The organism is Marinibaculum pumilum, assembly GCF_042646425.1.
Lineage (GTDB): Bacteria > Pseudomonadota > Alphaproteobacteria > Ferrovibrionales > Ferrovibrionaceae > Marinibaculum > Marinibaculum pumilum.
In genome coordinates this window covers 27,111-40,255 of record NZ_JBHRTR010000023.1, presented here as the reverse complement: position 1 = coordinate 40,255, position 13,145 = coordinate 27,111, and the positions used below count along the sequence as shown (strand labels likewise).

Here is a 13,145-nt window from a genome sequence, read left to right as displayed (position 1 = left end):
GCGGCTCAGATGGTGCCGTCGCGCCGCAGGGCGGCGATCTCCGCGGGGTCGACGCCCAGGCCGCGCAGCACCGCCTCTGTATCCGCACCCAGCGCCGGCGCCGCCCGCCGGGGCACCGGGCCCCCGCCCAGCCGGATCGGCGATCCCAGCATTTCCACCGCCTCGCCACCCTCCCGGCGGGCGAAGGCGCCCAGCCGGTCGTGCTCGCGCACGAACGGATTGTCCAGCGCCTGGCCGACATCGTAGACCGGTGCCACCGGGATGCGCCCGCCCAGTTCCGCCATCCATTCGTCGGTTGTGCGCGCCGTCAGCGCCCCGTCCAGCAGTTCGGTCACCAGTTCGCGGTTTTCCAGCCGCGCCTTGAAACTCGACAGGCGCGGATCGGTCGCCCATTCCGGATGGCCCAGCGCCTGGGCCAGCAGCGGCCAGAACTTCTCCTTGTTGCACATGATGAACAGCCAGCCGTCCCTTGTCCGGTACAGCTGGCTGGGGGTCAGCGAGGGATGGCCGGACCGCGGCACCCGCCCTTGCACATGACCTCCGTTCAGGTACCAGGTCGCCAGGTAGGTCAGGTTGTGCAGCGCGGTGTCGAACAGGCTGACATCCACGTCCTGGCCGCGCCCCGTGCGGCGCGCGCCATGCACCGCGCCCAGCAGGGCGAATGCCGCCATCAGCCCGGTCATCATGTCGACGATCGAAAGGCCGAAGCGTGCCGGCGGCCCGTCTGGCTCGCCGGTGACGGACAGGTAGCCGGTCTCGGCCTGCATCAGATAGTCGTAGCCCGGCCAGGACTTGCGCGGCCCCTCCCGGCCATAGGCCGACAGATGCGCGCAGACGATCGCCGGATTGGCGTCCTTCAGCGCCTCGTAGGTCACCCCCAGCTTCTCCGGCAGGTCGCCACGGAGATTGTCCAGCACCGCGTCGGCCCCGGCGACAAGGCCGCGGAACAGCTCCTTGCCCTTCGGGTGCTTCAGGTTCAGCGTGATGCTGCGCTTGTTACGGTTGAACGCCTGGTGGAAATGGCTGTCGCCTTCGCCAAAGTAGAACGGCCCCACCAGGCGGCCGACATCGCCGCCATCGGCGGGGTTCTCGATCTTGATGACGTCGGCGCCCAGATCGGCCAGCAGCATGGAGCCGAAGGGGCCGGCACCGTACTGCTCCACCGCGATCACGGTCATGTCGGACAGCGGCAGATGGGAGTTGCCCTCGCTCATCGCCGGATCCTCACGCCGGGTTCCGCTCGATCAGGCGCTTGGCGATGACGATGCGCTGGATCTCGTTGGTGCCCTCGCCGATCACCAGCAGCGGCGCGTCGCGGTACAGCCGCTCGACGATGAACTCCTTGCTGTAGCCATAGCCGCCATGGATGCGCATCGCCTCCAGGCTGTTCTCCACCGCCGCCTCGGTGGCGAACAGCTTCGCCATGCCGGCCTCGTAGTCCGACCGGTCGCCGCGGTCGAGGGCGTCGGCGGCCTTCTCGGTCAGCAGCCGGGCCGCCTCGGTCCGGGTCGCCATGTCGGCCAGCTTCAGCTGGATCGCCTGATGCTCGCAGATCGGCTTGCCGAAGGTCTTGCGCTGCTGCGCATAGCGCACCGCCTCGTCCAGCGCCGCCTGCGCGATGCCGACGCCGCGGGCGGCGACGTTCACCCGGCCCAGCTCCAGCCCGGCAATGGCGCATTTCATGCCGCGCCCCTCGACCCCGCCGATCAGGCGGTCGGCGGGGATGCGATAGTCGCGGAAGATCAGCTCCGCGCTGTCGATGCCCTTGTAGCCCAGTTTCTCCAGCTTGCGGCTGACCTCGAAGCCCTCGCCCTTTTCCGCCAGGAACATCGACATGCCGGCATGGCGCGGCTCGACGGTCGGATCGGTCTTCACCAGCAGCGCGAAGCACTGGCCGTGGATGCCGTTGGAGATCCAGGTCTTGGTGCCGTTCACGACATAATCGTCGCCGTCCCGCTTCGCCGTCATGCGGATCGCCTGCAGGTCGGTGCCGCAATCCGGCTCCGTCAGCGCCAGGCCGCCCCGCAGCTCGCCGGTGGCGAAGCGCGGCAGGAAGGCCTCCTTCTGCGCCTCGGTGCCGGTGCGCGCGACGATATGGGACATGATCAGGTGCGAGTTGATGATGCCGGAGATCGACATCCAGACCGCGGAGATCCGCTCGATCACCTTGGCATACAGGCTGGGGCGCAGGCCCAGGCCGCCGTACTGCTCCGGGATGATGGCGCCGAACAGGCCCAGCTCCTTCATCCGGGCGACGATCTCCTCCGGGTAGATGTCGTCCTTCTCCAGCGCATGGACGTAGGGCGCCACGTCCCGCTTCAGGAAGCGGTCGACGCTGTCCAGCACCAGCCTGTCCTGCTCGTACTGCCGTTCCGCCTGTTCCGCGCCGCTCGCCATGGCTGCCCCCTTTCCGGTCGAAATTTGTACGGTACAATTTCGACCGGCACCGCGGCTGTCAAGCGGGCCGCTACAGAACGAAGGCCTTCAGCGGCACCCAGATGCCCATCGCCAGCATCATCAGGTTCTCCGTCAGCGAGATGAAGCCCAGCGGCACGTTGCTGCCGCCGCCGACGCAGGCGCACTTCAGCTCCCTGCGGTCGACATAGACCGCCTTGAAGACGGAGACCGCGCCGACGGCTCCGATGAACAGGGCGATCGGCGCCGACAGCCAGACCAGGGCACCGGCGATCATCAGGATCCCGGCCGCCGCCTCGCCGAAGGGATAGAGATAGGCGTAGCGCACCCAGCGCTGCGCCAGCAGGTCGTAGTTCAGGAACATGGTCGAGAAGCCCTCGACATCCTGCAGCTTCTGGACGCCCAGCAGGGTCATCGAGATGGCGATGAACCATTCCAGGGTGCGGACCGACAGGAGCGGATGATCGGCGGCCCAGGCCACCGCCAGCGCCATGGCCAGGCCGGCGCCGAAGATCGCGATCACCGGCTGGTAGCTGGTCTCGTCCTCGTCCGCGCTGTCCTTGCCGAAATGCTCCCGCAGGTCGTCGTAGCCGCCGATCCGGCGGCCGGCGATGAAGGTCTGCGGCGTGGTCTCGACACTATGCTCACGCTGGAAGGCGTCGGTTTCCGCCCGTGTCTCCAGCCAATGGTCGTCGACCCGATAGCCCTCCCGTTCCAGGAGGTCCTTGGCCTTCAGGCCGAACGGGCAGACATGATCGTCCATCACCATCCGGTAGAGGGTGGCAGTCTGGACGTCCTTGGTCTCTGCGGTTGCCATTGATCCGATCCGGTCCTTGCGCAGGTACCGGTCCGACCGGGACGCATGCCGCCGGCACCGCTCCGCGGACGGCGACCCGAGGTCGCAGGCTGGATCGCGGAGAGGGCGGCGCAGGCGGCCCGGTCGGGCGGCACCAGCCGTGTCGCATCAACGGCGGGCCGGCCCCAGGGGTTCCAAGCGCCGGCAGAGACCGGCGGCTCTCAGCTTGCCGCCGCGGCGCCCGCCTCGGCGGTGACATCGTCGCGCAGCACCCGCTTCAGGATCTTGCCGGTGGCGTTGCGCGGCAGGGCCGGCACCAGGCGCACCGATTTCGGCACCTTGTAGCGGGCCAGGTTGGCGCCGCAATGCTGCAGCACCTCCGCCTCGCCGATCTCGGCGCCTTCCTTCAGCACCAGGACCGCCATGCCGACTTCGCCCCACTTCTCGTCGGGAACGCCGATCACCGCGGCTTCCGCCACCTGCGGCAGGCGCGACAGCACGTTCTCGACCTCCGCCGGATAGACGTTCTCGCCGCCGGAGATGAACATGTCCTTCCAGCGATCGACGACATAGTAGAAGCCGTCCTCGTCGAAGCGGGCGGCGTCGCCGGTATGCAGCCAGCCGTCTGTGATCGATTCCCGGTTGGCGTCCGGACGGTTCCAGTAGCCCGGCGTCACGTTCGGCCCCTTGACCCAGATCTCGCCGATCTCGCCCGGACGGGTCACGTCGCGGCCCTGCTCGTCCACCAGCCGCACCTCGGTATGCAGCGCCGGCAGGCCGGTGGAGCCGGCCCGCTTGATGCCGTCCGCGGCATCCAGCACCAGGACGGTCGGGCTGGTCTCCGTCATGCCGTAGCCCTGCTGGATCGACACGCCATGCTGGCCATAAAGCTCGATGACGGAGACGGGACAGGGGGCGCCGCCCACGCCGCAGATCGTCAGATGGCTGAAGTCCGCCTTCTCGAAGGCCGGCTGCAGGGACATGAACTGGTAGTGCGACGGCACGCCGAAGAAATGCGTGATCCCGCCCTGCCGGTCCAGCAGCATGTCCAGCGCCTGGCCGGGGTCGAAGGTGCGCATTACCAGCACCGTGCCGCCGGCGTGGAAGGCCACATTGGCGTAGCAGTTCAGGCCGCCGGTATGGAACAGCGGCAGCACCGCCAGGTGGCAGGTATCGGTGGTGACATGGGCCGGGCCGCCCAGATTGACCGCGTTCCAGAAGCTCATCCCGTGGGTGATCATCGCCCCCTTCGGATGGCCGGTGGTGCCGGAGGTGAACATGATCGTCAGCAGGTCGTCATGCACCAGTTCCGCATGCGGCAGCGGCTCCGGCTGGCCCGCGATCAGCTGCTCGAAGGTGCTGTCGGGCCGGCCCTGCGGATCCAGCTCCACCAGTCTCGACAGGCCGCAATTCTTACCCAGTGTCTGAGCTTCTTCGGAAAACTCACTGGAATAAAACAGGATTTCCGGCGTGCAATCCTTGATGATGAACTCCAGCTCCGCCACCGCGAGGCGCCAGTTCAGCGGCACGAAGACGGTGCCCGCCTTCGCGCAGGCGAACTGCAGGTCGAACATGTCGGTGGTGTTGTGCGACAGAACAGCGGCGCGGCCGCCCTGCGCCAGACCGCCCTCGCCCCGCAGCCAGGCGGCCAGGCGGCCGGCCCGCAGGTTCATCTCTGCGTAGGTGAAGCGGCGGCCGCTGAACAGGTCGTGCTGCGCCAGCTTCTCGGGGGTCCGCCGCGCATGGTGCGCCAGCCAGTCATAGACCTTGATGGTCATCGCTTCCGTCCCTCATCCTCTTCGTCATCACTGCCATGGCGGCCTCGGCCCGGCCTGCCATCGTCTTCCTGTCCTGCCTCTCCCTGGCGCCAGCGTTCCACGAATTCCTGCAGGACGATCAGGGCGGCCCGCGCCTCGGCCGCGCGGCCCGGCACCGGCACCGCCTGCCCCTCGGCCGCCTGCCCCTCGGCCGCCTGCCGGTTCCCCACTTGCCCATTCTCCGGAGAGACTGCCGCCACCTCCCGCCCGAGTTGCTGCACCAGAGCGTCCCCACGGCGCCGGATCACCCGGATCGCCCGGGCGTAGGCGTCGCGGCCCATCGGATGATCGATCAGGCGGCAGAAGGCAAGCGCCTCCTCCATCCGCTGCAGGCCGCCGCGCAGTGCCGCCGGGGTCAGGCTGCGCCGCGCATTCGCACCCTGCAGGTCCTCGAACAGGGCGATCACCAGCAGGCCCATATGGCGGACGAAGGGTGTGGCCACCTCCTCCCCCAGGTCGCGCACGAAATACTGCAGCGGGCCGCCCGCCTCACCGTCGGCGGCAGCGTCCTGGGGCAGGACGGCGCGGATCAGGGCGATCGCCTCGTCGACCGCCTCCAGCACCGGGCGCAGCCGCATGCGGGTGGAGGGGTCGTGCGTTTCCAGGTAGGCGGTGATCTCCCGGTCGACATGGCGCACCGCGGTTCGCGCCGTGATGCGGGAGAGATGCCGGATCTGTTCCGCGGCGCGGCGGTCCCCCAGCGCCTCCAGCAGCCAGTGCAACAGATCCATCCGGATCTGGTCGAAATTTGCGTTGCGCAGGCGGTCGCGCCCGGCGCCGGGGTCGGTGCCCGGCAGGTCCGAGCCGCCCGGATCCGCCCTCCCCCCCTCTCCCAGCGCGACGAAGCCGTCCATGACCCGGCGATGATAGCTGAGCCCCAGTCCTGCCAGGTCGGCGCAGAGCTTCTGCCTGTAGCGCCGGCTGATGCGCCGGTGGAACATCCGCGGGCCGGTTTCTTCCAGGAACAACAGCAGGTCGACGGCGGCCGGCAGGTTGACCTCCTCCCGCCGCGCCTCCTCGCGCCCGGCCGCCCCCGGGGCCGGAAACCGCTTCAGGATCCGCTCGCAAAGCGCCGGGATCTGGAGTTCCGCGATGCGGTGCTCCAGCGCTGCGAAGTCCACCGGCGGCGCCTCGGCCACGACGCTGCGCGCCAGGCGCCGTCCGAGGTCGCGCAGGCTCTCCGCCAGCAATTCGAAATCGGACTTCAGGCTGGCGACATCGCCAGGCATCAGTCGCCCCTGGACGCAGGCGCCGACCCGGTCGAGCCAGTCCACGGCGGCATGGCCCCAGGCGGCGTATTCCCGCGCCAGCCGTGCGGCCTCGTCCTCGCCCCCGTCCGCCATGGCGGCTATCCGCCGCTGCGCCGGCGACCCAGCAGGAAAAGCCGCCGGAAGGGAAACAGCACCCGGCCGTCGGGCTGGCGCGGATAGGCGCGGTGCACCGCGGCGCGATAGGCCTCGACGAAGGCGGCATAGCCGCCGGCATCCAGCGCCTCGCGCACCGGCAGCAGCGCCGTGCCCTGGCTCCAGGTGACGATGTCGTCGGGACCGTCCATCACATGCTGGTACACCGTCTCCCACAGGTCGAGGGTGTCGCAGGCGGGCGCCAGCAGGTCATAGTAGACAGCGGCCTCGGCGACCGGGTTCACCCGCAGCCGCCCCTCCAGTGCCGCTGCCCAGGGGCCGTCCTGCGCCACGTCATGCACCAGGGTCAGCGAGGTCGCCCGCAGATAGGCCGGCATCTGCACCGCGAGGATTCCGCCCGGCGCCAGACAGCCGGCCAGGCGCGGCAGCAGGCGGTGATGATCCTGCAGCCATTGCAGAACGGCGTTGGAAAAGATCAGCGCCGCCGGTTCGGGCGGCGTCCAGGTCGCGACATCGGCCTCCTGCCAGGTGGCGGCAAGGTCCAGCTGACGCGCCCGCGCCAGCATGGCCGGTGCGTTGTCGACCCCCAGCAGCCTGGCCAGCGGGAAGCGCGCCGCCAGATGCGGGGTCACGTTGCCGGGACCGCATCCCAGATCCACCACCAGCCCCCCGGCCAGATCCTCGGGCAGGTCCGGCACCTGTGCCAGCAGGTCATGCGCCGGCCGTTCCCGATAGGCCGCATAGCGGAGATAGAGGTCCGGCTGCCACTGCCGGTCGGGCGCCACCAGCCGGCCGGCATCCGCCGTGCCGGGCCGGCCCCCGTCGGCCCGCTCGCCCCCGGTGGCCGCGTTCATGCCCGCGCCGCCTTCCGGAAGCAGAGCAGAAGGTTGTTGGCCGGCATCTCGACCACGTCCGGTGCCAGGAAGCCGGCAGCCTCGAACAGCTCGGCGACGGCCTCCAGGTCGCGCACGCCCCAGCGCGGGTCGCGCGCCCTGAGGCTTTCGTCGAAGGCGGCGTTGCTGTCCGCTGTATGGGCACCGTCGCGACGGTAGGGACCGTAGAGAATGGCCGGCGCGCCGGCCGGCAGCAGGCGGCCGGCACCTGCCGCCAGGCCGATCGCGGCCTCCCAGGGGGCGATGTGGATCATGTTCGCGCAGAACAGGGCATCCGCCCGCGCCAGCGGCCAGTCCGCCGCCGTCACGTCCAGTTGCAGCGGCGCCAGGAAATTGTCCCGCGCCGCGATCTCCCGGTGGCCGGCGATGGAGGCCAAAGCGGATGGGTCCGGATCCGTCGGCTGCCAGTACAGGTGGGGCAGCGCTGCGCAGAAATGCGCGGCATGCTGGCCTGTGCCGCTGGCCACCTCCAGCAGGAGCGGCCGTGCCCCTTCCGGCCGGGGCAGGACCGCCGCTGCCAGGAGCGGCTGCAGGGCGGCCAGGATGGGTTCCTTGTTGCGATCCGCCGCCGCCGCGATCCCAGCCCTGTTCTGCAAGCTTCCCCCTCCCGATTGCCACCCGGACAGGCCCTGGCGGCCCAGCCGTCGGGCCCCTGTCCAGCCCTCACAATCTCGCCTGTACAGTCTGGCCCGCGCAGGGCGATGTCGTCCAACCCTTCTCAAACAGCGCCGCAGTCCCGATATACCTGTTTCGGCACGCCATATTATTTGACTGTATATATCGCAATGATATATTTCCGCCGTATCGGTGATCGACACACCGCCTTCGTGCCGGCCAATTGCGCCGGCGCCTGACTCTTCATCGGGAGAGACATGGATATCCGGACCCTCTGCCTCGGGCTGCTGACCCAGAGCGACGCATCCGGCTACGAGATCAAGAAGATCTTCGAAGGCCAGTTGCGCCATTTCTTCGACGCCAGCTACGGCTCGATCTACCCCGCCCTGAACAAGCTCACCGAGGAGGGGCTGGTACGCTGCACCGAGCAGGCACAGGACAAGCGGCCGGACAAGAAGGTCTATTCGATCACCCCGGCCGGCCGCATGGCGTTCCTCGACGAGTTGATGCAGCCGCCGGGCCGCGACCGCTACCGGTCGGAATTCGTGGCGACGATGATGTTCGCCGACCTGCTGCCGCCCCGCCATGTCTCCGACCTGATCGACAAGCGGGTCGAGGAGTACCGGGTCATGCTGGACGACCTGCAGCGGGCATGCGCCGAGGGCGATGCCGGCAAGGCCTTCGTCGTCGGCCTGGGACACGCGATGTACCGCGCAGGCCTGCAATACCTGGAAGAGAACCGCCACCTCGTCGAGGGCGAGGCGCTGCTGGCCAGCGCCTCCTCGGCCGCCGACTGACCGCGCCCGCCGGCCCGCAGTCGCAGCCAGAAGGAAGAACCTCTCATGGTTCGCAGCTACCTGATCGCGTTTGTCCTGGCCGTCGCGGCCATCGCATGGATCGCCTCCGGCGAGCTGGGCCTGACAGCCGATTCCGGCAATGGCTCCGTCGCCGAAGAGACGGCGGCGGCAGCGGGGAACGCGCCGCCCGAGGAGGCGGCCGTGCCGTCTGTCCGCACCCGCGTCAGCACCGCCGCCCCTTACAGGGAACGGGTCATCGTCCGCGGCCGCACCGAAGCGGTGCGCCAGGTCGACCTGAAGGCGGAGCTGCCCGGGCGGGTTTCCGAGGTGATGGCCGAGAAGGGCAGCCGGGTGACGAAGGACCAGCCGCTGGTCCGCATCGCGCTGGACGACCGCGAGCATCGCCTGCAGGAGGCCCGGGCGACCCTGCGACAGCGCGAGATCGAGCACCAGGCTTCCTCCAGCCTGAACAAGAAGGGCTTCCGCGCCGACGCCTCGCTGGCGCAGGACCGGGCCGAACTGGACGCCGCGCGGGCCCGGGTGAAGGCGATGGAGGTCGAGCTCGACAAGCTGCTGATCACCGCCCCGTTCGACGGCGTGCTCGAGGAGCGCTGGGTCGAGATCGGCGCCTTCGTCGACAAGGGCACGCAGATTGCCCGCATCATCGACGAGGACCCCTTCCTGATCGTCGGCCAGGTGTCGGAGGCCAATGTCGGCCGCCTCAATGTCGGCGATGTGGGCGGTGCGCGCCTGGCGACCGGGCAGGTCGTCGAGGGCCGGATCCGGCGCATCGGCAGCAGTGCGGACCCGGAGACCCGGACCTTCCGGGTGGAGCTGGAGATCCCCAATCCGCAGCACCGCCTGCTGGAAGGCGTCACGGCCGACATCGCCTTCGAGGTCGGCACCAGCGACGCGCATTTCATCACGCCTGCGATCCTGACCCTGGATGCCGCCGGCACCATCGGCCTGCGCATGATCGGCCCGGATGGCCGCGTCGTCTTCCAGCCGGTGCAGATCCTGGGCGACGAAGGCGAAGGCGTCTGGGTCTCCGGCCCGCCGCCGGAGGCGGAACTGATCACCGTCGGACAGGAACTGGTCGCTGCCGGCGACCAGGTCCGGGTGGTGCGCGAACAGTCCGGCAGCTGAGCGCCCATTCGGGTGCCGGCGCGGGGCCGGCAGAAATGAAGGTTGCAGGTTCGGCCGGGCCGCGCCGGAAGGCGGGCACCGGCCGCATTGCCGGCGGATGCGGGGACAGGAACCGATGAACGCGATCATCAATGCAGCCATGGACCGTTCGCGGATGGTCCTGATGCTGCTCGTGCTGATCCTGCTGATGGGCTTCAGCACCTATCTGACGATCCCCAAGGAATCCGATCCGGACGTCCCGATCCCGATCATCTACGTCCTGGTGCGTTACGACGGCATCTCGCCGCAGGATGCCGAGCGCCTGCTGGTGCGGCCGCTGGAGAAGGAGCTGCAGTCCATCGAGGGCGTGAAGGAGATGCGCTCCACCGCGGCGGAGGGCTTCGGCAATGTCCTGCTTGAGTTCGAGGCGGGCTTCAATGCCGACAAGGCGCTGGATGATGTCCGCGCCCAGGTCGACATCGCCAAGCGCGACCTGCCGGCGGAGGCGGAGGAGCCAGAGGTCCATGAGGTCAATGTCGCGCTCTTCCCGGTCCTGGTCGTCAACCTGTTCGGCGAGATCCCGGAACGGCAGCTGATCCGCATCGGCCGCGACCTGCGGGACAACCTGCAGTCCCTGTCCGGCGTGCTGGAAGTGCAGATCGGCGGCGACCGGGAGGACCTGCTGGAGATCGTCATCGATCCGGTGAAGCTGGAGACCTACAACATCAGCCAGCAGGAGCTGATCAACACCGTCTCCCGCAACAACCAGCTGATTCCCGCCGGCGCGCTGGACACCGGTTCCGGCCGCTTCTCCCTCAAGGTGCCGGGCCTGGTGGAGGGCGCGGAGGACGTGCTGAGCCTGCCGATCAAGGTGAATGGCGACGCGGTGGTCACCCTGCGCGATGTCACCGTGGCGCAGCGCACCTTCAAGGATGCCACCAGCTATGCCCGCACCGACGGCCGCAGCGCCATCGCGCTGGAGGTGAAGAAGCGCATCGGCGAGAACGTGATCGAGACCATCGAGGAGGTGAAGCGGGTCGTCGCCGAGGACAGCCGCGGCTGGCCCGACGGGCTGCAATACGCCTTCACCCAGGATGCCTCCACCCAGATCCGCACCATGCTGGGCGACCTGGAGAACAACGTCATCAGCGCCGTCCTGCTGGTGATGATCGTCGTCGTCGCGGCACTGGGCGTGCGCTCCGCCCTGCTGGTCGGCCTGGCGATCCCGACTTCCTTCCTGATCGGTATCCTGACCCTGTCGATCGCCGGGCTGACGGTGAACATCGTCGTGCTGTTCGCGCTGATCCTGGTGGTCGGCATGCTGGTCGACGGCGCGATCATCGTCGTCGAATTCGCCGACCGCCGCATGGCGGAGGGGCTGACGCCGCGGCAGGCCTATGCCGATGCGGCGCGCCGCATGGCCTGGCCGGTCATCGCGTCGACCGCCACCACCCTCGCCGCCTTCGCGCCGCTGATGTTCTGGCCCGGCGTGGTGGGCGAGTTCATGGTCTACCTGCCGATCACCCTGATCGCGACCCTGACCGGCTCGCTCCTGGTGGCGCTGATCTTCATGCCGGTGATGGGCGGCCTGATCGGCAAGGCGCCCGCCGCGCCTTCGGCAAACCTGATCGCCGCCGGCGGCGACGGCGACCTGGGCAACCTGCGCGGCGCCACCGCCGCCTATGCCCGGCTCCTGGCCTGGGCGACCCGGCATGCGGTGATCGTCGCCGGCATCACCGTCGCGGTCCTGATCGGCGTCTGGACCTGGTATGGCAGCCACGGCAACGGCGTCGAGTTCTTTCCCGACGTGGAGCCGGAACAGGCGCTGGTCTATGTCCATGCCCGCGGCAACTACGCCACCGACGAGAAGGACGTCCTGGTCCGCCAGGTGGAGCGCCGCATCCTGCCGATGACGGACTTCAAGTCTGTCTATGCCCGCACCGGCGCGCCGCCGCAGGGACAGGACGTGTCGCCGGACGTGATCGGCACGATCCAGCTGGAGTTCAAGGACTGGGACCAGCGCCGGCCCTCCGACACCGTGCTGGCCGATATCCGCGAGCGGACCGCCGACCTGGCCGGCATCTTCGTGGAGCCGCGCGAGCCGGAGGCCGGCCCGCCGACCGGCAAGGACGTGCAGCTGCAGTTCTCCAGCCGCATCCCGGAGCTGCTGGACCCGGTGGCCGACAAGGTCCGCGCCTACATGGAGACGGTGGACGGGCTGGTCGACCTGGAGGACAGCCGGCCGCCGCCGGGGATCGACTGGGAACTGCAGGTGGACCGCGAGAAGGCCGGCCGCTTCGGCGCCGACATCGCCTCCATCGGCGCGATGGTGCAGCTGGTCACCAACGGCATCATGGTCGGCGAGTACCGCCCCTACGATGCCGACCAGGAGGTGGAGATCCGGGTCCGCCTGCCGCGCGAGGACCGCACCTTCGACCAGCTCGACCAGCTGCGGGTGGTCACCAACATGGGCTCGGTGCCGCTGAGCAACTTCGTGGAGCGGCGGCCGATCCCCAAGCGCGGCGAGATCAACCGGGTCGACAGCCGTCGCGTGGTGACGATCCGCGCCAATACCGAGCCCGGCGTGCTGCCCGACACCAAGGTGAAGGAGATTGCCGCCTGGCTGGCGACGCAGGAGATGGACCCGCGGGTCAGCTATACCTTCAAGGGGGCCGACGAGGAGCAGCAGAAGGCGCAGGCCTTCCTGTCGCAGGCATTCCTGGTGGCGCTGTTCGCCATCGCCATCATCCTGGTCACCCAGTTCAACAGCTTCTACCACGCCTTCCTGGTGCTGACCGCGGTGATCATGTCGACGATCGGCGTCATCATCGGCCTGATCGTGACCGGCCAGACCTTCGGCATCGTGATGACCGGCATCGGCATCATCGCGCTGGCCGGCGTGGTGGTGAACAACAACATCGTGCTGATCGACACCTTCCGTCAGCTGCGCGACGACGGGATCGAGCCGATCGAGGCGGTGATCCGCACCGGCGTGCAGCGCCTGCGTCCCGTCGCCCTGACCACGATCACAACGGTGGTCGGCCTGATGCCGATGGTGCTGCAGGCCAATATCGACTTCGTGGACCGCACCGTCAGCATGGGCGCCCCGTCGACCCAGTGGTGGGTGCAGCTGGCCACCGCCGTCGCCTTCGGCCTGGTCTTCGCCACCCTGCTGACCCTGGTCTTCACCCCGGCCATGCTGGCGCTCGGCGCGAAGGTGACGGCCGGCCGCGCCCGGCGCCGGGAGCGGCGGGCGGAGCGCAGGCAGGCGAAAGCCGCCGGGCGGCAAGGCGGCGCGGCGGAACCGGCGGAATAGCGGTCGC

10 protein-coding genes are annotated in these 13,145 nt (G+C 69.1%); 3 read left to right on the top strand and 7 right to left on the bottom strand.

The annotated features are described in order from the left end of the window. Positions 1-5 precede the first annotated feature (5 nt). The 7 genes from ACFOGJ_RS09275 to ACFOGJ_RS09245 all read right to left on the bottom strand — a co-directional run bounded on the left by ACFOGJ_RS09275 (position 6) and on the right by ACFOGJ_RS09245 (position 7,881). Positions 6-1,214, bottom strand: coding sequence for a CaiB/BaiF CoA transferase family protein (locus ACFOGJ_RS09275; protein WP_379899588.1), 1,209 nt, complete (start codon positions 1,212-1,214; stop codon positions 6-8). Between the two features lie 10 nt (positions 1,215-1,224). Then, positions 1,225-2,397, bottom strand: a complete 1,173-nt coding sequence (locus ACFOGJ_RS09270; RefSeq protein ID WP_379899587.1) for an acyl-CoA dehydrogenase family protein — start codon at positions 2,395-2,397, stop codon at positions 1,225-1,227. A 70-nt stretch (positions 2,398-2,467) separates the two neighbouring features. After that, positions 2,468-3,232, bottom strand: a complete 765-nt coding sequence (locus ACFOGJ_RS09265; protein ID WP_379899586.1) for a MauE/DoxX family redox-associated membrane protein — start codon at positions 3,230-3,232, stop codon at positions 2,468-2,470. Positions 3,233-3,432: 200 nt separating this feature from the next. Beyond that, positions 3,433-4,989 carry an acyl-CoA synthetase gene (locus tag ACFOGJ_RS09260; protein ID WP_379899585.1) on the bottom strand — a complete coding sequence of 519 codons (1,557 nt, stop codon included), beginning with the start codon at positions 4,987-4,989 and terminating at the stop codon, positions 3,433-3,435. Continuing rightward, complete coding sequence (locus ACFOGJ_RS09255) at positions 4,986-6,371, bottom strand: hypothetical protein (RefSeq protein ID WP_379899584.1); 1,386 nt, start codon at positions 6,369-6,371, stop codon at positions 4,986-4,988. The genes ACFOGJ_RS09260 and ACFOGJ_RS09255 overlap by 4 nt, the downstream gene beginning before the upstream one ends. A gap of 5 nt (positions 6,372-6,376) precedes the next feature. Then, the gene (locus ACFOGJ_RS09250) at positions 6,377-7,246 is read right to left on the bottom strand and encodes a methyltransferase domain-containing protein (RefSeq protein WP_379899583.1); all 870 of its coding nucleotides are present in this window, start codon (positions 7,244-7,246) and stop codon (positions 6,377-6,379) included. Next, positions 7,243-7,881: a DUF938 domain-containing protein gene (locus tag ACFOGJ_RS09245; protein ID WP_379899582.1), complete on the bottom strand. Its 639-nt coding sequence runs from the start codon at positions 7,879-7,881 to the stop codon at positions 7,243-7,245. Before ACFOGJ_RS09245 ends, ACFOGJ_RS09250 begins: the two co-directional genes overlap by 4 nt. 276 nt (positions 7,882-8,157) lie before the next feature. On the opposite strand from ACFOGJ_RS09245, the gene ACFOGJ_RS09240 reads away from it, so the two are divergent. The 3 genes from ACFOGJ_RS09240 (at position 8,158) to ACFOGJ_RS09230 (ending at position 13,138) form a co-directional block, all read left to right on the top strand. Beyond that, positions 8,158-8,697 carry a PadR family transcriptional regulator gene (locus ACFOGJ_RS09240; RefSeq protein WP_379899581.1) on the top strand — a complete coding sequence of 180 codons (540 nt, stop codon included), beginning with the start codon at positions 8,158-8,160 and terminating at the stop codon, positions 8,695-8,697. Positions 8,698-8,742: 45 nt separating this feature from the next. Beyond that, positions 8,743-9,843, top strand: coding sequence for an efflux RND transporter periplasmic adaptor subunit (locus ACFOGJ_RS09235; protein ID WP_379899580.1), 1,101 nt, complete (start codon positions 8,743-8,745; stop codon positions 9,841-9,843). A gap of 115 nt (positions 9,844-9,958) precedes the next feature. Continuing rightward, positions 9,959-13,138, top strand: coding sequence for an efflux RND transporter permease subunit (locus ACFOGJ_RS09230; protein WP_379899579.1), 3,180 nt, complete (start codon positions 9,959-9,961; stop codon positions 13,136-13,138). Positions 13,139-13,145 lie beyond the last annotated feature (7 nt).

Excerpts from the sequence above, each read along its gene's own strand:
- ACFOGJ_RS09275 (WP_379899588.1), bottom strand. The coding sequence starts at position 1,214 with ATGAGCGAGGGCAACTCCCATCTGCCGCTGTCCGACATGACCGTGATC.
- ACFOGJ_RS09270 (WP_379899587.1), bottom strand. The coding sequence starts at position 2,397 with ATGGCGAGCGGCGCGGAACAGGCGGAACGGCAGTACGAGCAGGACAGG.
- ACFOGJ_RS09265 (WP_379899586.1), bottom strand. The coding sequence starts at position 3,232 with ATGGCAACCGCAGAGACCAAGGACGTCCAGACTGCCACCCTCTACCGG.
- ACFOGJ_RS09260 (WP_379899585.1), bottom strand. The coding sequence starts at position 4,989 with ATGACCATCAAGGTCTATGACTGGCTGGCGCACCATGCGCGGCGGACC.
- ACFOGJ_RS09255 (WP_379899584.1), bottom strand. The coding sequence starts at position 6,371 with ATGGCGGACGGGGGCGAGGACGAGGCCGCACGGCTGGCGCGGGAATAC.
- ACFOGJ_RS09250 (WP_379899583.1), bottom strand. The coding sequence starts at position 7,246 with ATGAACGCGGCCACCGGGGGCGAGCGGGCCGACGGGGGCCGGCCCGGC.
- ACFOGJ_RS09240 (WP_379899581.1), top strand. The coding sequence starts at position 8,158 with ATGGATATCCGGACCCTCTGCCTCGGGCTGCTGACCCAGAGCGACGCA.
- ACFOGJ_RS09235 (WP_379899580.1), top strand. The coding sequence starts at position 8,743 with ATGGTTCGCAGCTACCTGATCGCGTTTGTCCTGGCCGTCGCGGCCATC.
- ACFOGJ_RS09230 (WP_379899579.1), top strand. The coding sequence starts at position 9,959 with ATGAACGCGATCATCAATGCAGCCATGGACCGTTCGCGGATGGTCCTG.